Origin of the sequence: Caulobacter segnis (genome assembly GCF_029543125.1) — a bacterium.
GTDB classification, from domain to species: Bacteria; Pseudomonadota; Alphaproteobacteria; order Caulobacterales; family Caulobacteraceae; genus Caulobacter; species Caulobacter segnis_D.
Window position 1 is genome coordinate 221,931 of record NZ_JARQWW010000001.1, and the last position, 18,586, is coordinate 240,516.

Consider the following 18,586-nt stretch of genomic DNA (forward strand, 5'->3'; position numbering starts at 1 on the left):
GCCCACGTGACGGAACGCAGGAACATCGCGGTCGGACGGCTGCTGATCGGCCTCGTGCAGGGCATCACCCTGTTCGGCCTGTATCATGCCGAGCAGGAGAAGCTCTGGCCGGCGACAATGCCGGCGCTCTACGGGGCGCTCTTCCTGACGGCCGCCTTCGCCCCCGCCGTGCTGCTGGCGGGGATCGGCGCCCTGCGCCGCCGGACACTGCTCGCCACCTTCGCCGGGGCGGTGGTCTTCACCCTGTTCATGGGCGCCTACGGGGTCTGGCGAAACCCGATGGACTACAACACGCCCCGCCTCTTCCCGGGGCCCGAGTTCACCCTGACCGCGGCGGTGGCGCTGTTCGTCGCCTATCACTTGGTCGAGCCCGCCGAGGCCGCGCGCCGACGCATCGCGCCCTATGCCGCCTATTTCGAGACCGCCTGGAAGCGCGGGGTTCAGCTCGCCCTGTCGCTGGGGTTCACCGGCGTGTTCTGGGGCCTGCTGTTCCTGGGCGCCTCGCTGTTCGAGGTGATCGGCATCCGGTTCTTCATCGAGACGATCCGCACCTCCGAGTTCGCCTTTACGGTGACGCCGGTGGTCTTCGCGGCGGCGGTGCATCTGGCCGACGTGCGAAGCGCCATGATCAATGGGGTGAGGACGGTGGTCCTGACCCTGCTGGCCTGGCTGCTGCCGTTGCTGACCCTGATCGTGGCGGGCTTCCTGGCCAGCCTGCCCTTCACCGGGGTCGATCCCTTGTGGAGCACCCGCAGCGCCGGCGGACTGATGCTGGCGGCGGCGGCCAACTTGATCATCCTGATCAACGCCGCCTGGCAGGACGGGGAGGAGGCGCCCCACCGCATCCTGAGCGTCGCCGTGCGCGTAGCGGCGGTCCTGCTGGCGCCGCTGGCCGGGCTGGCCGCCTGGGCGCTGGCCCTGCGGATCGGGCAGTACGGCCTGAGCCCGGAGCGGATCATCGCCGCCGCCTGCACGCTGATCGCGGCGGGCTATGCTGTCGGCTACATCGCCGCCGTCGTGCGCCGGTCGGCCGGATTGGCGGGGCTGGGCCGGACCAACATCGCCATGGCCTTCGTCCTGCTGGGCCTGATCGCGGCGCTGTTCACCCCCATCGCCGATCCCATGCGGCTGTCGGTCAACGACCAGCTTCATCGCCTGCACAAGGGCAAGGTCAGCGCCGAGACGTTCGACTACGACTTCCTGCGCTTCCAGTCGGGCCGGTTCGGGATGAAGGCGCTGGAGCGTCTGGCTGCTGATGAGAACCCGGTGATCGCCCGCGAGGCGAAGGCCGCCCAGAAGCGCCAAAACAGATATGTCAGTGAGAACCTGAACGACAGCGCCACGCGCCAGAAGCTCTATCCCGCCGGCGCCAAACTGCCGGCCGGCTTCCCCGCGAACGAGACCATATGCGGCGACGGATGTGTCGCATTGGTCCGCGATCTGACCGGCGACGGGCGTGACGACGTCCTGGTCATCGTCGGCGGCACGGCGCATTTCTACCGCGCCCCCCAGCAAGGTCCCTGGCCGAAGCCGCTGCAGTTCATGGACGTCTGCCGGAAAGGCCGCGAACTACGGGATGTCGTGGCCGCCGGACGCCCCGTCGCCCTGGTTCCATCGGACGGCCAGGACCTCATCGTGGACGGCGGCCGGCTCCGGCTGTCGCCCTTCAACGAGTGCGGAAAGACCCCCTAAACCGTCCCCTCGGCCACCGCGTTGAGCCGGGCGTAGAGGCCGCCCTGGGCCTTGAGCTGGGCGTGCTTGCCCTCCTCGACCACGCGGCCGTTCTCGAAGACCAGGATGCGGTCGGCGTCGCGGATGGTGGACAGGCGGTGGGCGATGACGATGGTCGTGCGGCCGGACATCAGGGCCTCGGTGGCGGCCTGGACCTGCAGCTCGGTCTCCACGTCGAGGGATGAGGTCGCCTCGTCCAGCACCAGGATCGGGGCGTCGGCCAGGAAGGCGCGGGCGATGGCCACGCGCTGGCGCTCGCCGCCCGACAGCTTCACGCCCCGCTCGCCCACCAGGGTGTCGTAGCCCAGGGGCAGACGGCTGATGAAGTCATGGGCGCGGGCGCGCTTGGCGGCCTCGATCACATCCTCGATCGGCGCGTCGGGACGGGCGTAGGCGATGTTCTCGGCGATGGAGCGGTGGAACAGGGCCGGGTCCTGCGGCACCAGGGCGATGGCCTGGCGCAGGGAGCCTTGCGTCACCTTCGACACGTCCTGGCCGTCGATGAGGATGCGGCCGCCGCTGAGATCGTAGAGGCGCTGGACCAGCTTGACGAAGGTGGACTTGCCGGCCCCGGTGGCGCCGACCAGGGCGACCTTTTCGCCCGGCGCGATGACCAGGGAGAAGTCATCGTACAAGGGCCGCTCGGCGCCCTTGTAGCCGAAGGTCACATGGTCGAAGGCGATCAGGCCGCGCTCGGCCTTGAAGGCCGCGGCGCCGGGGGCGTCGGGCACCTGGGCCTGCTCGCGGGCATAGGCGGCCACATCTTGGGCGTCGTCGAGACCTTTCTGCATCATGCGGACGTTCTCGCCGACATTGCGCAGATAGCCGCTCATCAGCATGAAGGCGGCGATGGCGAAGGCCACGTCGCCAGGCGTGGCGCGGTCGTTGGCCCACAGCCAGACCATCAGGCCCGACAGGCCGGCCTGCAGCGCCACCAGCATCATGCTGTGGATCAGCCACACGTCGACGAAGCGGTTCCAGGTGATGACCACGGCCTTGGCCCAGGCGCCGGTGATGTCGCTGAGGCGGGCCTGCTCGCGCGCCTCGGCGCCGAAGCTCTTCACCGTGGGATTGGCCGAGACCGCGTCGGCCATGGCCGCGCCGATCTTGGAGTCCAGCGCCGTGGACCGCAGGTTGGCCGGACGCACGTACCAGGTGGCGAAGGTGAGGTTGGAGATCAGGTAGAGCGTCACCACCACGAAGGAGAACAGCCCCACGATCGGCCAGCGCAGGCCCATCATCACCGACAGGCCGATCAGCACGATGACCGCCGGGCCGAGCATCAGGACCACCGCGTCCGAGACGCTGTCATAGCCCCACATGGCGCGGGTCAGGCGGCGCACGGTGGCGCCGGCGAAGTTGTCGGCGTGCCAGTCGGCGGAGAAGGACTGGACGCGGCCGAACGCCTCGTCCGTCAGCTCGCGCATGTTGTTGGCGGCCATGACGTTCCAGAACCGGAACGACAGGATCCGGATCAGGGTGAAGGACAGATAGATGCCGACGAAGAAGGCCCAGGCGACCCAGGCGCCGGCGGCCTGGCCGGCGGGGGCGGACACCGCGTCCACCAGCCTGCCCGCCGCCCAGGGCAGGGACAGGTCGAGGCCGACGGCGATCAGCATCAGGGTGACGCCGCCGAAGAACAGCCCCTTTCGGCGCAGCCAGAAGCGGCCGACGAAGCCGAGGACCTGTCGGTTGCTGAGAACCCGGCGCGAGCCGTCCTCTTCGTCGTCTTCGATATCGTCGCTCATGGCCGGCGACAGATAGGCCCGCTGTGTGACGGCGTCACGGGGGCCCGGCGCTGTTACCCGCCGTTTTACCCGTCAGCTGTGGTCCAGGTGCAACCGGATCAGCCCCTTGGCCGTGCGGGCCACCGAGCGCACCGGGCCGTCGCCGCCCAGGGTGACGCGCGCGGAGCACGAGCCTTCCATCAGCAGCAGCAGGCCGTCGGCCAGATCTTCATCCTTGGCCCCGGCGGCGGCGCACAGCTCGATCAGGCGGCGGTGCATCTCGCGCTTGAAGTTGACGCTGATGACCTGGGCCGGGTGGTCCTTCTCGTGCAGCTCGATGGCGGCGTTGGCCAGGGGGCAGCCGTGGACGTCCTTCTCGGCGGCCTTGGCCTCGAAGGCGTCGAACAGGGCTTCGAGCTTGTTGCGAGGACAATCAGGGCAGCCGTCGAGGACCGCGTCCCACCAGATCCAGTAGTCCCGCTCCTGCTCGCGCATGACTTCGGCGATCAGGTCGTCCTTGGACGGGAAGTTCCGATACAGGGTCATCTTGGTGGCGTCCGCCTCGGCGGCGATGGACTCCACCCCCACGGCGCGGATGCCGCGCTCGTAGAACATCTCACGAGCCGTCTCGAAGATGCGGTCGCGGGCCGGCCGCTTTGACACGACGTCCACGCTCTTTTCCCCCCCAGAAATTCTGGAACTCATTTTTTGGGCCTCACCTTGACGTGAGAGTGACCGGTCAGTATCTCTCGTAACGAGGATACCGAACGGTATCGTCACATAACGTATGTCGGCTTTTGTTCGACCAAGGTCAAGCACAGCCGCTGCGACAATTCCACCACCGCCCTCCGCACAGCTCAGGTCGGAACCGCACAAAACCAGCCCGGACGGACCAATCCGCCGGGAACGAACCCTTGCACTCTCTCGCCAACGCCAACGCAGGACCTCCCCCCATGCGTACCCGCAAGATCATCACTTCCTTCGCCGGTCTGGCCGCCATGGCCGTCCTGGCCGCGTGCAGCGCCAAGGCGCAGCAGGAAGCCGCTCCGCCCCCGCCCCAGGTCTCGGTGACCGAGGTGGCCTTCAAGAACCTCCGCCAGTGGGACGACTTCACCGGCCGCCTCGAAGCCATCGAGAGCGTGGACATCAATCCGCGCGTCGGCGGCTATATCGACAGCATCGGCTTCCAGGAGGGCGCCCGCGTCCGCAAGGGCCAGGTGCTGTTCCAGATCGATCCGCGCCCGTTCCAGGCTGACGCCAACCGCGCCGCCGCCGAGGTGGACCGCGGCCGGGCCCAGCTTGAGCTGGCCACCGCCAACAAGGAGCGCGGGCGCCGCCTGTTGGACCAGAACGCCGTCGCCCAAAGCGAATTCGAGCGCCTGGAGGCCGAGGAAAAGTCCGCCCGCGCCAACCTGGCCGCGGCCCAGGCCGCCTTGCAGTCGGCCCGCCTGAACCTGGAGTTCACCCGCGTGGTGTCCCCCATCGACGGGCGCGTCTCCAAGGCGCTGATCACCCGGGGCAACCTGGTCACCCAGACCAGCCTGCTGACCACCGTGGTGTCGGACACGCCGATCTACGCGACGTTCAACGCCGACGAGCAAAGCTTCCTGAAGTACGCCGCCGCCGAACGGGGCAAGCAGAGCCCGGTCTATATGGGCCTGATGACCGAGGACGGCTATCCGCACCAGGGCACGCTGCAGTTCATCGACAACGCCATCGACGCCAAGAGCGGCACGATCAACGGCCGGGCGATCTTCGCCAACGCCGACGGCCGGTTCACGCCGGGCCTGTTCGCCCGCATCCGCATGGTCAGCGCCGCGTCCGAGAACGTCGCCCTGGTGCCTGACCGCGCCGTCGCGACCGACCTGGGCAAGCGCTACGTCATGGTGGTCGGAGCTGACAACAAGGCCCAGTACCGCCCTGTGGTGCTCGGCCCGCTGGCCGGCAATCTGCGCATCGTGCGCCAGGGCCTGAAGCCCGGCGACAAGGTGATCACCGCCGGCCTGCAGAAGGTCCGCCCGGGCGACGCGGTGAAGGCCGTCAAAGCCCCCGCGCCCGACTTCGCCGGCGACCTCGCCCAGATCGAGACGACCGCACGCCAGGTGGCCCAAGCCGCCCCGGCCGGCGGCCAGAACTAGAACCCCGCGAGCCAGAGGGGGCTTCCTCCCATGAACTTCTCAAAGTTCTTCGTGACCAGGCCGCGGTTCGCCGCGGTCTTGTCGATCATCATCTTCATCGCGGGCCTGGTGTCGCTGCCGGCCCTGCCGATCAGCGAATATCCCGAAGTCGTGCCGCCCACCGTGGTGGTGCGCGCCGTCTATCCGGGCGCCAACCCGTCGGTCATCGGCCAGACGGTGGCCGCCCCCCTCGAACAGTCGATCAACGGGGTCGAGGGGATGCTCTACCAGTCGTCCCAGTCGGCGGCGGACGGGGTGATGACCCTGACCGTGACCTTCGCCCTGGGCACCGACCTGGACCAGGCCCAGGTGCAGGTCCAGAACAAGGTGGCGCAGGCCCTGCCCAAGCTTCCCCAGGAAGTGCAGCGCATCGGCGTGACCACCACCAAGGCGTCGCCCGACCTGACGCTGGTGGTCCACCTGACCTCGCCCGATAATCGCTATGACACCCTGTACCTGAGCAACTACGCCCAGCTGAACATCAAGGACCGCCTGGCCCGGATCGAAGGCGTGGGCGACGTGCAGATCTTCGGCTCGGGCGCGTATTCCATGCGCGTCTGGCTCGATCCCGACCGCCTGGCCGCCCTGAACCTGACGGCCGGCGACGTGGTCCGCTCCCTGCGCGAGCAGAACGTCCAGGTGGCCGCCGGCCAGCTCGGCGCCCCGCCGACCCCCGGCATGTCGGACTTCCAGCTTTCCGTGAACGCCCCCGGGCGTCTGCAGGACGAGCAGGAGTTCGGCGAGGTCATCGTCCGCGCCGGCGCCGACGGCCAGATCACCCGCCTGCGCGACGTGGCCCGCATCGAGCTGGGCTCCAACACCTATGCCCTGCGCGCCCTGCTGGACAACAAGCAGGCCGCGGCCATGCCCGTGTTCCAGCGCCCGGGCTCCAACGCCCTGGAGATGGCCGGCGAGGTCAAGAAGACCATGGAGGAGCTCTCCAAGGAGTTCCCCGAGGGCGTGAAGTACGAGATCGTCTACGACACCACCGCCTTCGTGCAGGAGTCGATCGACTCGGTGGTCCACACCCTGATCGAAGCGCTGATCCTGGTGGTCATCGTGGTGGTGATCTTCCTGCAGAGCTGGCGCGCGTCGATCATCCCGCTGCTGGCGGTGCCGGTGTCGCTGATCGGCACCTTCGCGATCATGCTGATGCTGGGTTTCGGCCTGAACGCCCTGACCCTGTTCGGCCTGGTGCTGGCCATCGGCATCGTGGTCGATGACGCCATCGTCGTGGTCGAGAACGTGGAGCGGCACATCGCCGACGGGCTCAGCCCGCCGGAGGCCACCCGCAAGGCCATGTCGGAAGTGACAGGGCCGATCATCGCGGTGGCCCTGGTGCTTTGCGCCGTGTTCATCCCCGCCGCCTTCATCAGCGGCCTGACCGGCGAGTTCTATCGCCAGTTCGCCCTGACCATCGCCATCTCGACGGTGATCTCGGCCATCAACTCCCTGACCCTGTCGCCGGCCCTGGCCGCCGTCCTGCTGCAACCCCACGGGGCCGAGAAGGACCGCTTCCAGAAGCTGATCGACCGGGCGCTGGGCTGGTTCTTCGGACCGTTCAACCACTACTTCGGCCGCGCCTCGAACGGATACGTCCGCACGGTGTCGCGGGTGCTGGGCAAGTCCAGCGTCGCCCTGTTCGTCTATGGCGGCCTGATCCTGCTGACGGTGTTCGCCTTCGCCAAGACGCCTGGCGGCTTCGTGCCCCAGCAGGACAAGGCCTATGTGGTCTCCATGATCCAGCTGCCCGACGCGGCGTCGCTGGACCGCACCGAGAAGGTCGTCCGCGAGGTGACTGACATCGGCATGAAGGTCCCCGGCGTCGCGCACGCCGTGGCCTTCCCCGGCCTGTCGATCAACGGCTTCATCAACAGCCCGAACTCCGCCGTGGTGTTCTTCCCGCTGGAGGACTTCAAGTCCCGCCGCGGGCACGAGAAGTCCATGGAGACCATCGTCGGCGAACTGAACGCCAAGCTCGGCCAGATCCCCGACGCCTACATCGCCAGCTTCCCGCCCCCGTCCGTCCAGGGCCTGGGGACCATCGGCGGCTTCCGCATGCAGATCGTCGACAAGGCGGGCCTGGGTTCGGACGAGCTGTACAAGGAGACCCAGAACCTGATCGCCAAGGCGCAGAAGGATCCGGCCCTGGCCGGGGTGTTCTCCAGCTATCAGGTGGGCGTGCCGAAGATCGAGGCCGACATCGACCGCGAGAAGGCGCGCGCCTCCGGCGTGTCCCTGACCGACCTGTTCGAGACCATGCAGGTCTATCTGGGCTCGCTGTACGTGAACGACTTCAACCGCTTCGGCCGCACCTACGAGGTCAACGTCCAGGCCGACCAGCGCTTCCGCCTGCAGCCCGAGCAGATACTCCGGCTCCAGACCCGGAACGCCGACGGCCAGATGATCCCGCTGGGTTCGTTCGTGACCTTCAAGGAGGGCACGGGTCCTGACCGCGAGATGCACTACAACGGCCTGCTGACCGCCGAGATCAACGGCGGCCCGGCGCCCGGCTTCTCCACCGGCCAGGCTCAGGCGGCTCTTGAAAAGCTGGCCGCCGAGGAACTGCCAAACGGCATGGGCTTCGAGTGGACCGAGCTGACCTACCAGCAGATCCTGGCGGGCAACACGGCGGTCTTCATCTTCCCGCTGTGCGTGCTGCTGGCCTTCCTGGTGCTGGTCGCCCAGTACGAGAGCTGGAGCCTGCCGCTGGTCGTCATCCTGATCGTGCCGATGACCCTGCTGTCGGCCCTGGGCGGGGTGTTCCTGACCCAAGGCGACAACAACATCTTCACCCAGATCGGGCTGATCGTGTTGGTGGGCTTGGCGTGTAAGAACGCCATCCTCATCGTCGAGTTCGCCCGCGAGCGGGAGATGCACGGCGACAGCCCGCTTCAGGCGGTGCTGGAGGCCTGCCGCCTGCGCCTGCGTCCGATCCTGATGACCTCGATCGCCTTCATCATGGGGGTCTATCCCCTGGTGGTGTCGCACGGGGCCGGGGCGGAGATGCGCCAGGCCATGGGCGTGGCGGTGTTCAGCGGCATGATCGGCGTGACCTTCTTCGGCCTGCTGCTGACCCCCGTCTTCTACTACGTCATCCGCCGCTTCCCGGCCCGCAAGGCCGCGCCCGCCGCCCCCGCGGCGGAGCTTGAAGCCCACGCTTCGCACTAGGTCGGGAGAAGACTCATGACCTTGCTTCGATCCGCCCTGATCGCCGGCGCCAGCCTGATGGCCGTCGCCTGCGCCGTGGGGCCTGACTACAAGGCGCCCACCGTCGCGCCGGTCGCCTACCAGAACGCCGAGACCTTCGTCACCACCGCGAACCCGGAGGTGGAATGGTGGAAGGGCTTCGAGGACCCGATCCTCGACCAGCTCGTCCTTCAGGCGCTGGGCGACAACCTGGACCTGCGCGTCGCCATCGCCCGCGTCGCCGAGGCGCGGGCCCTGCTCACCGACACCAAGCTGGACCAGCTGCCCCGGGTCACCACCCGGGGGGCCTATTCGATCACCGACCAGCAGTTCCCGGCCGGGAACCCGCGCATCGAGATCGAGTCCTTCCAGGCCGGCTTCGACGCCGGCTGGGAGCTGGACCTGTTCGGCCGCGTACGCCGGGGTGTGGAGGCGGCGCGCGCCGACCTCGGCGCCACGGAGGCCGACCTGCGGGACGCCCAGGTGACGGTGGCCGCCGAGGTGGCCCGCAACTACTTCGAGCTGCGCGGGGCGCAGGAGCGGCTGGCCGTGGCCCGCCGCAACCTGGAGACCCAGCGCGAGACCGTGCGCCTGACCCAGGTGCGCTTCGACGTGGGTCGCGGCGACGCCATCGACGTGGCCAGCGCCACGGCGCGGATGAAGGCGACGGAGGCGGCGATCCCCGTCCTGGTCACCGCCGAGCGCCGTGCGAACTATCGCCTGGCGGTCCTGACCGGACAGCGTCCGGGGGCGCTGGACACCCTGCTGGCCGCCCGCGACCAGCAGCCCGCGCCGCTGATCAAGGCTCTGGCCATCGGCGACGCCGGCGAACTGCTGCGCCGGCGGCCGGACGTGCAGGCCGCCGAGCGCCGCCTGGCCGGGCAGACCGCCCGCGTCGGGGTGGCGACGGCGGACCTGTTCCCGCGCGTCAGCGTCACCGGCTTCATCGGCTTCCTGTCGGGGGACCTGTCGTCCTTCGGCAACGGGAGCACCCGGGCGTGGAGCGTGGCTCCGACGGTGACCTGGCCGGGCCTCGACTTCGTCGGCGCCCGGGCGCGGCTGAAGGCGCAGGAGGCCCGCGAGGACGCCAGCCTGGCGACCTACGACCAGACTGTGCTGCGGGCCATCGAGGACCTGGAGAACGCCCTGGTCGCCTATCGCCAGCAGCAGTCGCAGCTGGCCAGCCTGACCGAGCAGGCCAGCGCCTCGCGCCGGGCGGCGGAGCTGGCGCGGGTGCAGTATCGCGAGGGGGGGATCGACTTCCTGGTCCTGCTCGACGCGGAGCGCACCCTGCTGGCGGCGGAAGACGCGCTCAGCGTGGCCGAGACGGGGGTGAACACCAACGTCGTGGCCATCTACAAGGCATTGGGCGGGGGCTGGACTCCCGCCTGATAAAGTCTGCGCGGGCGTTTCTCCCCAGCCACGTCCGCGCAGGCCCCTTGATTGTGACAGTTCGGCGCCTAGCTGGACTACATGATCGAAGCCCTACTCCAGCAGCAGATCAAGGTCGGGCGCCTCACGGTCCGCCTTCCCAACGGCAGGACGATCACGGCGGGCGACGGGACCGGAACACCGGTCACCGTGAAGCTCACCAACAAGGGCATAAGGCGCATCGCCGCCAAGCCCGGCCTGGGCCTCGGCGAGGCCTTCATGGACGAGGATCTGGTCTTCGAGCAGGGCCGCATGTGGGACCTGCTGGAGATCGTGGGCCGCAGCGGATCACGCATTCCCAAGGGTCGCGGCGGACCGCTGACCCGGCTGAAGCGGGCCATCAAGCGGCGCATCCAGCAGGCCAACGGACGGGTCGCCTCCCGCCGCAATGTGCATCACCACTACGATATCTCGAACGACCTCTACCGGCGCTTCCTGGACGCCGACATGCAGTACTCCTGCGCCTACTTCCCACGCGAAGGCATGACGCTGGAGGAGGCCCAGGTCGCCAAGAAGGCGCACATCGGCGCCAAGCTGCGGATCACGCCGGGCCAGAGCGTGCTGGACATCGGCTCCGGCTGGGGCGGCATGGCCATGACCCTGGCCCGCGACTTCGGCGCCGACGTCACCGGCGTGACCCTGTCCACCGAGCAGCTTGAGCTGGCCCGCGAGCGGGCCGAGACGGCGGGCCTGGCTGACAAGGCGCGGTTCGAGCTGACGGACTATCGCGACATCACCCGCACCTTCGACCGCATCGTTTCGGTGGGGATGCTGGAGCATGTGGGCGCGCCGAACTTCCGCGGCTATTTCGAGACGGTCCGCCGGCTGCTGGACGAGGACGGCGTCGCCGTGATCCACTCCATCGGCCGCATGGAAGGCCCGCGCACCACCAACGCCTTCACGAACAAGTACATCTTCCCCGGCGGCTATGTGCCGGCCCTGTCGGAGATCGTCTCGGCCGCCGAGGATGCAGGCCTGTGGGTGACGGACGTGGAGATCCTGCGCCTCCACTACGCCGAGACCCTGCGCCACTGGCGCGAGCGGTTCCTGGCCGATCCGGAGATCCCGTCCCTGTACGACGCGCGGTTCCGGCGGTTGTGGGAGTACTACCTGGCGTCCGCCGAGGTTGGCTTCCGATACGGCGGGCACATGGTCTTCCAGATCCAGCTGACCCGAAAACTCGACACCCTGCCGATCACCCGCGACTACTTGGCGGGGAGCTAGGATTACTCGCCCCTCTCCTCCCCTGTAGCGAAGCGTACGGGGGAGGAGAAGATGCAGGCCCTAGTTCTGCAGCAACGCCACTGTCCCCTGACCGCCATCGGCGCAGATGCTGACGATGGCGCGCGAGCCCTTGGGCCGGCTGGCCAACTCCTTGACCGCCTGGGACAGGATGCGGGCGCCGGTGGCGCCGAAGGGGTGGCCCAGCGCCAGGCTGCCGCCATTGGGGTTCACCCGGTCCTTGGGGAACGGGCCGAACGTGTGGGGCAGGCCGACCTTGGTCTTGAGGAAGGTCTTGTCCTCCAGCGCCTTGATGTGGGCGGCCACCTGGGCGGCGAAGGCCTCGTGGATCTCCCACAGGTCGATGTCGGCGTACTTCAGGCCGTGGCGGGCCAGCAGCTTGGGGATCGCATAGGCCGGGGCCATCAGCAGGCCCTCGGTCTTCAGGTCGATGGAGGCGACCTCGAAATCCACCAGCTTCACGCGCGGGGTGTCGGCGGGCAGGCGCTTGAGGCCTTCCTCGGAGGCGACCCAGATGGCCGCCGCCCCGTCGGTGAGCGGCGAGGAGTTGCCGGCGGTCAGGGTCCCCTTGCCGCTGGTGCGATCGAAGGCCGGCGGCAGCTTGGCCAGCTTCTCCAGCGAGGTGTCCTTGCGGGGAATGGTGTCCTTCTTCACCCCGCCCAGGGGCGCGACCAGGCTGTCGAAGAAGGCGCGGTCCCAGGCGGCCACGGCATTGACGTGGCTGGCCAGGGCGATGACGTCCTGCTCCTCGCGGGTCAGGGACCAGTCCTTGGCGGTGATCTCGGTGTGCTCGCCCATGCTCATGCCCGTGGTGCGGTTCACCACCTTGGGAATCCAGAGCTTCAGATTGGCGGGGTTGAGGGTCTTCAGATGGGCGATCTTCTGGCCCGTGGTCTTGGCGCCCTGGAACTTGCGGATCCAGTCGGACAGGCCCTGGGTCAGGCCGATCTGCACGCGGCTCATGGCCTCCACCCCGCCGACCAAAGCGAGGTTGCGGGCGTCGCCGTCGATCATGCCGGCGGCCTGGAAGGTCCCCATCATGCTGGTCGAGCAGGCCATGACGGTGGAGTAGGCCGGGATGGTCGGGCCGATGCCGGAGTCGATCAGCACCTCGCGGGCGATGTTGCTGAAGGTCAGGCTGGGGATCACCGTGCCCCAGACGGCGAAGTCGGGTTGGGCGCCACCCTTGAGCTGCGCCGCCATGGCCTGGACCACGGGGACCGACATGGTGATGGCGTCATAGCCGCCGAGGGGGCCGTCCACCTTGGCGAAGGGAGTGCGCAGGCCGGCGGCGAGCCAGACCTGGGGCTTGGCTTGAGCGGATTTGGTTGCGGTCTTCTTCGGGGCGGCGGCCATGGATGTCTCCAATCAGGGCGTGCAGCTTAGCTGGTGACGACGACGGCGAATTGAAGATTAGCGGCGCTTCTTCTTCGAGAACGGCTTCCAGCGCAGGAAACCCCGGATCGCCGGGCCGATCACGGGGGTGCGCAGGATGGGCTTCACGGCGCTGGGCCGGGTCTTCACGAAGCACATGACCGCCCCGATCCAGAAGATCGTGGTCGGCAGGCCGGGGATGAAGATGTTGACCGTCCCGATGGCGAACAGCGTCCCGCCCACGGCGTCGAGGGTCCAGCGGACAACGCGGGATCGGCGGCGGCGGGGCGGTGGGTTCATCGGGCGCGACAATGGCGCCGTTTTACGCGAATGGCTCGCAATTATCGTTGATCGAAATCAGAGGAAAATTAGGGGCCGCCCTTCCTGGGGGGAGGAAGGAAGGGCGGCCATGGCCCCGTCCGCGGCGATGGGGTGCGGAGGAGCCGTCGGGGTGAGAACAATCTCCACCTTCGCCTCCCACAAATCCAATTGATTGTTTTTTTCGAACCGATTGGAAGCTTCTATGTCGCTTCCGGCCAAGCGCTGCGCTAAGCCAGCGGCATGACCGCGCCCCTGCCCGACGCCGCTCCCGCCAACTGGGTCGACCGCCTCGCTCCGCCCGCCGTGCGCCCCTGGCTGCGGCTCGGCCGCTTCGACCGGCCAGCGGGGATCTGGCTGCTGATGCTGCCCGGCTGGCAGGGAATCGCCCTGGCCTCGGCGGCGCGGGAGCAGTTGCCGAGCCCGTGGCTGCTGGTCGCCTTCTTCCTGGGGGCGGCGCTGATGCGGGCGGCGGGCTGCGCCTATAACGACATCGTCGACCGCGACTTCGACGCCCAGGTGGCGCGCACGGCGGCGCGGCCGATCCCGGCGGGGGAGATCAGCGTCAAGCAGGCCTGGGCCTTCGTGCTGGGCTGTTCGCTGACCTCGCTGCTGATCCTGCTGACCCTGGGGACCACGGCCATCGTGCTGGGCGTCCTGTCGCTGGGCCTGGTGGCGGGCTACCCGTTCATGAAGCGGATCACCTGGTGGCCGCAGGCCTGGCTGGGCCTGACCTTCAACTGGGGCGCGCTGCTGGGCTACGCCGCCGTGACCGGGATCGTCGAGCCGCCGGCCCTGCTGCTGTACGCGGCCGGCATCTTCTGGACCCTGGGCTACGACACGATCTACGCGCTTCAGGATATCGAGGACGACGCCCTGGCGGGGGTGAAGTCCTCCGCCCGCCGCCTGGGCAAGGGGGTGCGCAAGGGTGTGCTTGGCTTCTATGTCCTGACCATTCTGCTGGCCGGAACAGCCGCATGGTCGGCCGGGTTGGGGCCGATCGCCTTCACCCCGATCTGGGCGGTGTTCGCGGCGCACCTGCTGACGCAGGTGGTGCTGCTGAAGCCGGACCAGCCGCAGCACGCGCTGAAGCTGTTCAAGTCCAACGCCTGGGCGGGGCTGATCCTGTTCGTAGCCCTGGCCGCCGGGATGTTCAGCAACAGCTGACCTTGGGTCACGCTTGGCGGGTCAGCGCCGTGGTGAGATGATCCCGCCATGGCCGCCGCAGCCCGCGTCAACCCGAAGGACTTCTTCACGCCCGAGGAATGGGCGCCATTGTCCGCGCGCTCGTCGTGGAAGGGGCTGGCCCTGGTCGCCCATGCCTGGATCGTCATCCTGGCCGCCGGGGCGATGTTCGTGGTCTGGCCTAACCCGCTGACCTTCGTCCTGATGGTGATGATCACTGGCACGCGGCAACTGGGTCTGGCGATCCTGATGCACGACGCGGCCCATGGCTGCCTGCACAGGAATCTGAAGCTCAACGACTGGGTCGGCCAGTGGCTGTGCGCCGCGCCGGTGGGCGGCAATCTGGTCGGCTATCGCACCTATCACCTGACCCACCACAAGTTCGCCCAGCAGGCGGAGGACCCGGACCTGGTCCTGTCGGCGCCCTTCCCCACCACCCGCGCGTCCCTGCGCCGCAAGATCATCCGCGACCTGACGGGCCAGACCTTCTTCAAGCAGCGGTTCGGCCCGCTGCTGGCGCGCCTGAAGAAGCGCGAGCACGGCCAGCCGGCGGGAGCGATCTTCGCCACCGAGGCGGCGCGGTCGGCGGTGTTCCTGCTGTGGAACCTGGGCCTGTTCGCGGTCCTGGCCGTGGCCGGATACTGGTGGGCCTATTTCGTCTGCTGGCTGCTGCCTTTGGCGACTTGGTTCCCTCTGGTCACGCGCCTGCGCAACATCGCCGAGCACGCCCTGGTGGCCAAGGACGAGACCGATCCCCTGCGCCATGCGCGGACCACCCGCGCCAACTGGATTGAACGCGCCCTGATCGCCCCCTATTGGGTGAACTTTCACGGCGAGCATCACATGTTCATGCACCTGCCCTGCTGGAGCCTGCCTAGGGCCAACCGGCTGCTGGAGAAGAAGGGCGTGACCCAGGGCATGCTGACCGCGCCGGGCTATCTGACCGTGCTGAGGGCCGCTTCAAGCCGAGCCGCCTAAGCGTCACCGAGCTTCACCGAACCTGCCCCCCAAGCCGCTCTTCCCCGCGAAGGCGGGGACCCAAGCGGCGTTCGCAGGTTGATCCACCGCATTCACCACCCCGCTCAGACTCGGCTTGGATCCCCGCCTTCGCGGGGAGGAGTGGTTGATGCTAACCAGCATCGTCCTAGAGCACGCTCAACCATTGGCGTAAGAGCCTCACGTGATCGTCCCGACCCTGGAAGGCCGTCGCGCCTTCATCCTGGAGAACACGCGCCTGCAGGCGCCGCCGCACGCGCCTGAGCTGGTCCTGCATCTGGCGGACGAGATCACGCCCCTGTGGCGGATGACGGAAGAGGCGCTGGAGGAGATCGGCCTGCCGCCGCCGTTCTGGGCCTTCGCCTGGGCCGGCGGGCAGGCCCTGGCGCGCTATGTGCTGGATCATCCGGAGCTGGTGCGCGGCAAGACGGTGGTGGATTTCGCCACCGGCTCGGGCCTGGTGGCCATCGCCGCCATGAAGGCGGGGGCCACGCGGGTGCTGGCCACGGACATCGACGTGTTCTGCGAGGCGTCGGTCACACTGAACGCCGAGGCCAACGGGGTGGCGGTGGACTTCACCGACCGCAACCTGCTGGATGACGCCCCGCCAGAGGCCGACGTCTTCCTGGCCGGGGACGTGGCCTATGAGAAGCCCATGGCGGAGAAGGTCCTGGCCTGGCTGGGCGCGGCGCGGGGCCGAGGGGCGCAGGCCCTGATCGGCGATCCGGGGCGGACCTACTTCCCCAAGACCGGGCTGGAAAAGCTGGCCGAGTATCAGGTGCCGACCACGCGGGAGCTGGAGGACATGGCCGTGAAGCGGACGTCTGTCTGGACTCTGCCCTGAGCGCCAACTAGAACATTTGCAGAACATTTATTGAGGGGAACCGCCATGCGCGAAGACGGCAAGATCGATTATGTGGAGCTGCCGGGCGGCGCCCTGCCGGCCACCAAGGACTTCTATGGCAAGGCCTTCGGCTGGACCTTCACCGACTACGGTCCCGACTACGCTGCCTTCGAGCAAGGCGTCGATGGCGGCTTCCAGGCCCAGCCGGACGATGCAGGCTCGGTGGGCAAGCCGCTGGTGATCCTGTTCGCCCACGACCTGGAGGCCATGCAGGCCAAGGTGGAGGCGGCGGGCGGCGCGATCGTGCAGCCGATCTTCAGCTTTCCGGGCGGGCGGCGCTTCCACTTCCGCGACCCGGCCGGCAACGAGCTGGCGGTGTGGTCGGACAAGTAGCCGCAGCGGGCTCTTAACCGCACTTCCGTATCGACAAGACTCCCCCCTCGTGGCTAGGCTGTTAACCGGCCGGAAATGATTCCGGGTGGCCGCGCGGGGCGCGCGAATCACTAGATCGATGCGCCGCGGGCTGCGGCGGGGGGACTGGAATGCGACTGCTTTCGAAGTCTGCGCGCGGCGGCAAGAACGTCACGCGCATCGAGGCCGGCTTGGAGCGTGAAGCGGAGGCCGAGGGCTCCGACCGTCTGGTCGAGGCCACCCAGGCCATCGGCCTGCGCTATGAATCCATTCATGGCGGGCTGGACGGCATCGAGCGGGTCATGGAGCACCTGCGCGCCATCGAGCCGCTGCTGGCCGAGGTCCGCAAGCCGGTCACCGAAGAATTCGAGGCGCGCCGCGCCGAACACGCCGAGCTGCTGAGCCTGCGCAACGCGCATGACGCCGCGCTCGACAACATCGACGACCTGCAAGGCCGCGAACGCGACCTGTCGGCCCGTCTGGCCAGCACCGAGTCGACGCTCGGCGAATCCGAGGCCATCCGACAGTCGCAAGAATCGCAGCTTGAGGAGAACGCCCTCGAGCTGGACCGCCTGCGCAACCAGCTTCTGCAGACCGAACTGCGCGCCGGCTCGCTGGACGCGTCCCTGCGCGACGTTTCGGCCCGCGCCGAGCACCTGGACCAGGACTGCGCCGCTCTGCGCATCCAGGCCCAGGAAAGCGAACTGCGCCGCAATGAGGCGGAGAATTCGCTGGCCCGCGCCACCCAGGACTTCAGCCTCGCCAGCGAGGAGAACGGCGTCCTGAAGAAGCGCCTCGACTACGCCAATGGCGAAGTCGCCCGCCTGGCCCGCGTCGAGACCGAGCTGGAGACGCAGATCGCTTCCGAGCGTGCGCGCAACCTGGCCGACCAGACCGAGGCCACCCGCAACATCCGCGCCCTGGAAGGCCAGGTCGAAGCCGCCCGCTCCGACGCCGCCGCCCTTCAGGCCCGCTTCGAGACCGCGGTTGTCCGCGCCGAGAAGCTGGAGGAGCTGAACACCCAGCTGTCGCAACGCCTCGGCGAAATCGGCGCCGCCCATCAGGCCGCCGAGCGCCGCGCCAGCGAATTGCAGGTCTCGGTCGACCGCGCCCAGGAACGCATCCGCAGCCTGGAGGAAGAGGCCGACGCCCTGCGTCACCGTCACGCCTCGCTCGACACCGCCCGCGCGGCGGCCATCGAACGGGCCGACCAATTGGCCAAGACCGTCCAGGCCCAGGAAAAGGCGCTCAAGCGCGGCGAGGAACGCGCCGCTCAACTGCGCGCCCGCTTCGAGACCCTGCAGGCCGCGCAGGACCAGGCGCAACGCGATCACGCCGAGCGCGCCACCGAGATGCAGTCGGAGCTGGAGCGCATCCGCGCCGAGGCCGCCGTCAACAGCGGGGCGCTGGAATCGGCCCGCCGCGACCGCGCCCGTCTGCAGATGGCCCTGCTGGGCGGCGGCGAGCAGGACGACGACCGCGCCGCCGGCTAAGCCCTTGGCGGCCTGAAGCCGCATGATCGACCGCCGCACATGGTTGTGGATCGCCGTCGTCGCGACGGTTCTCCTGGCCCTGTCGGCGGTCTTTTCACGTCGGCAGACCACCTTCGAACAGGCCGAGACGATCGCCCGGCGCTACGCCGCCAGCGCGGCCAACACCTGCGCCCGGGACAGGCTGGGCGGCCGGTTCACGCTCGGGAAGCCCGAATACACGGCCATGGCCGGCGGGTGGATCTTCGACTTCCCGATCGGGCGCGGCCATGTGGGCGTGGTGGTCTTCGAGACCCGCCGCGCGCAGTACGTGGGCGTGGATTGCGGGGAGCGGGTTTAGGGCCGACAAACTAGCCAACCACTAACCCGCTCATCCCGGCGAAGGCCGGGATCCATGTGAGCACTGCTGACGCTCTCGATGAATCTGGACCCCGGCCTTCGCCGGGGTGAGCGGATGATAGGGGTGTCGCA

General features: G+C 68.6%; 15 protein-coding genes. 11 read left to right on the forward strand and 4 right to left on the reverse strand.

Features of this window, described 5'->3' with window-relative positions:
* The first annotated feature begins 6 nt into the window (after window positions 1-6).
* Window positions 7-1,692: a DUF4153 domain-containing protein gene (locus P7B02_RS01125; RefSeq protein ID WP_277784457.1), complete on the forward strand. Its 1,686-nt coding sequence runs from the start codon at window positions 7-9 to the stop codon at window positions 1,690-1,692.
* Here P7B02_RS01125 and P7B02_RS01130 read toward each other — a convergent pair.
* Window positions 1,689-3,479 carry an ABC transporter ATP-binding protein gene (locus P7B02_RS01130; RefSeq protein ID WP_277784458.1) on the reverse strand — a complete coding sequence of 597 codons (1,791 nt, stop codon included), beginning with the start codon at window positions 3,477-3,479 and terminating at the stop codon, window positions 1,689-1,691. The genes P7B02_RS01125 and P7B02_RS01130 overlap by 4 nt on opposite strands.
* A gap of 72 nt (window positions 3,480-3,551) precedes the next feature.
* Window positions 3,552-4,130 (reverse strand): TetR/AcrR family transcriptional regulator, encoded by a 579-nt coding sequence (locus tag P7B02_RS01135; protein WP_347276628.1) that lies wholly within the window; start codon window positions 4,128-4,130, stop codon window positions 3,552-3,554.
* Between the two features lie 281 nt (window positions 4,131-4,411).
* Here P7B02_RS01135 and P7B02_RS01140 point away from each other — a divergent pair, with 281 nt between their 5' ends.
* The 4 genes from P7B02_RS01140 to P7B02_RS01155 all read left to right on the forward strand — a co-directional run bounded on the left by P7B02_RS01140 (window position 4,412) and on the right by P7B02_RS01155 (window position 11,479).
* Window positions 4,412-5,596: an efflux RND transporter periplasmic adaptor subunit gene (locus P7B02_RS01140; protein ID WP_277784460.1), complete on the forward strand. Its 1,185-nt coding sequence runs from the start codon at window positions 4,412-4,414 to the stop codon at window positions 5,594-5,596.
* Between the two features lie 30 nt (window positions 5,597-5,626).
* Window positions 5,627-8,806, forward strand: a complete 3,180-nt coding sequence (locus P7B02_RS01145; protein ID WP_277784461.1) for an efflux RND transporter permease subunit — start codon at window positions 5,627-5,629, stop codon at window positions 8,804-8,806.
* A 15-nt stretch (window positions 8,807-8,821) separates the two neighbouring features.
* Entirely contained in the window at window positions 8,822-10,216 is a 1,395-nt protein-coding gene (locus P7B02_RS01150) for an efflux transporter outer membrane subunit (RefSeq protein ID WP_277784462.1), read from the forward strand.
* 81 nt (window positions 10,217-10,297) lie between these two features.
* Entirely contained in the window at window positions 10,298-11,479 is a 1,182-nt protein-coding gene (locus P7B02_RS01155; RefSeq protein ID WP_277784463.1) for an SAM-dependent methyltransferase, read from the forward strand.
* A gap of 60 nt (window positions 11,480-11,539) precedes the next feature.
* Here the strand turns inward: P7B02_RS01155 and P7B02_RS01160 are convergent, their stop codons facing one another.
* Both P7B02_RS01160 and P7B02_RS01165 read right to left on the reverse strand, forming a co-directional pair.
* Entirely contained in the window at window positions 11,540-12,853 is a 1,314-nt protein-coding gene (locus tag P7B02_RS01160) for an acetyl-CoA C-acyltransferase (RefSeq protein ID WP_277784464.1), read from the reverse strand.
* 57 nt (window positions 12,854-12,910) lie between these two features.
* Window positions 12,911-13,171: a DUF454 family protein gene (locus P7B02_RS01165; RefSeq protein WP_277784465.1), complete on the reverse strand. Its 261-nt coding sequence runs from the start codon at window positions 13,169-13,171 to the stop codon at window positions 12,911-12,913.
* Window positions 13,172-13,432: 261 nt separating this feature from the next.
* Between P7B02_RS01165 and ubiA the strand changes: the two genes are divergently transcribed.
* The 6 genes from ubiA to P7B02_RS01195 all read left to right on the forward strand — a co-directional run bounded on the left by ubiA (window position 13,433) and on the right by P7B02_RS01195 (window position 18,455).
* A complete protein-coding gene (gene ubiA / locus P7B02_RS01170) occupies window positions 13,433-14,356 on the forward strand; it encodes a 4-hydroxybenzoate octaprenyltransferase (protein WP_277784466.1) in 924 nt (307 codons plus the stop codon).
* Between the two features lie 48 nt (window positions 14,357-14,404).
* Window positions 14,405-15,352: a fatty acid desaturase family protein gene (locus P7B02_RS01175; protein ID WP_277784467.1), complete on the forward strand. Its 948-nt coding sequence runs from the start codon at window positions 14,405-14,407 to the stop codon at window positions 15,350-15,352.
* Between the two features lie 202 nt (window positions 15,353-15,554).
* Window positions 15,555-16,214 carry a class I SAM-dependent methyltransferase gene (locus P7B02_RS01180; protein ID WP_277784468.1) on the forward strand — a complete coding sequence of 220 codons (660 nt, stop codon included), beginning with the start codon at window positions 15,555-15,557 and terminating at the stop codon, window positions 16,212-16,214.
* A gap of 45 nt (window positions 16,215-16,259) precedes the next feature.
* On the forward strand, window positions 16,260-16,607 hold the full coding sequence (locus tag P7B02_RS01185; RefSeq protein WP_277784469.1) for a VOC family protein: 348 nt from the start codon (window positions 16,260-16,262) through the stop codon (window positions 16,605-16,607).
* A gap of 149 nt (window positions 16,608-16,756) precedes the next feature.
* Window positions 16,757-18,118 carry an intermediate filament-like cell shape determinant CreS gene (locus P7B02_RS01190; protein ID WP_277784470.1) on the forward strand — a complete coding sequence of 454 codons (1,362 nt, stop codon included), beginning with the start codon at window positions 16,757-16,759 and terminating at the stop codon, window positions 18,116-18,118.
* Window positions 18,119-18,140: 22 nt separating this feature from the next.
* Window positions 18,141-18,455, forward strand: coding sequence for a hypothetical protein (locus P7B02_RS01195; protein ID WP_277784471.1), 315 nt, complete (start codon window positions 18,141-18,143; stop codon window positions 18,453-18,455).
* Window positions 18,456-18,586 lie beyond the last annotated feature (131 nt).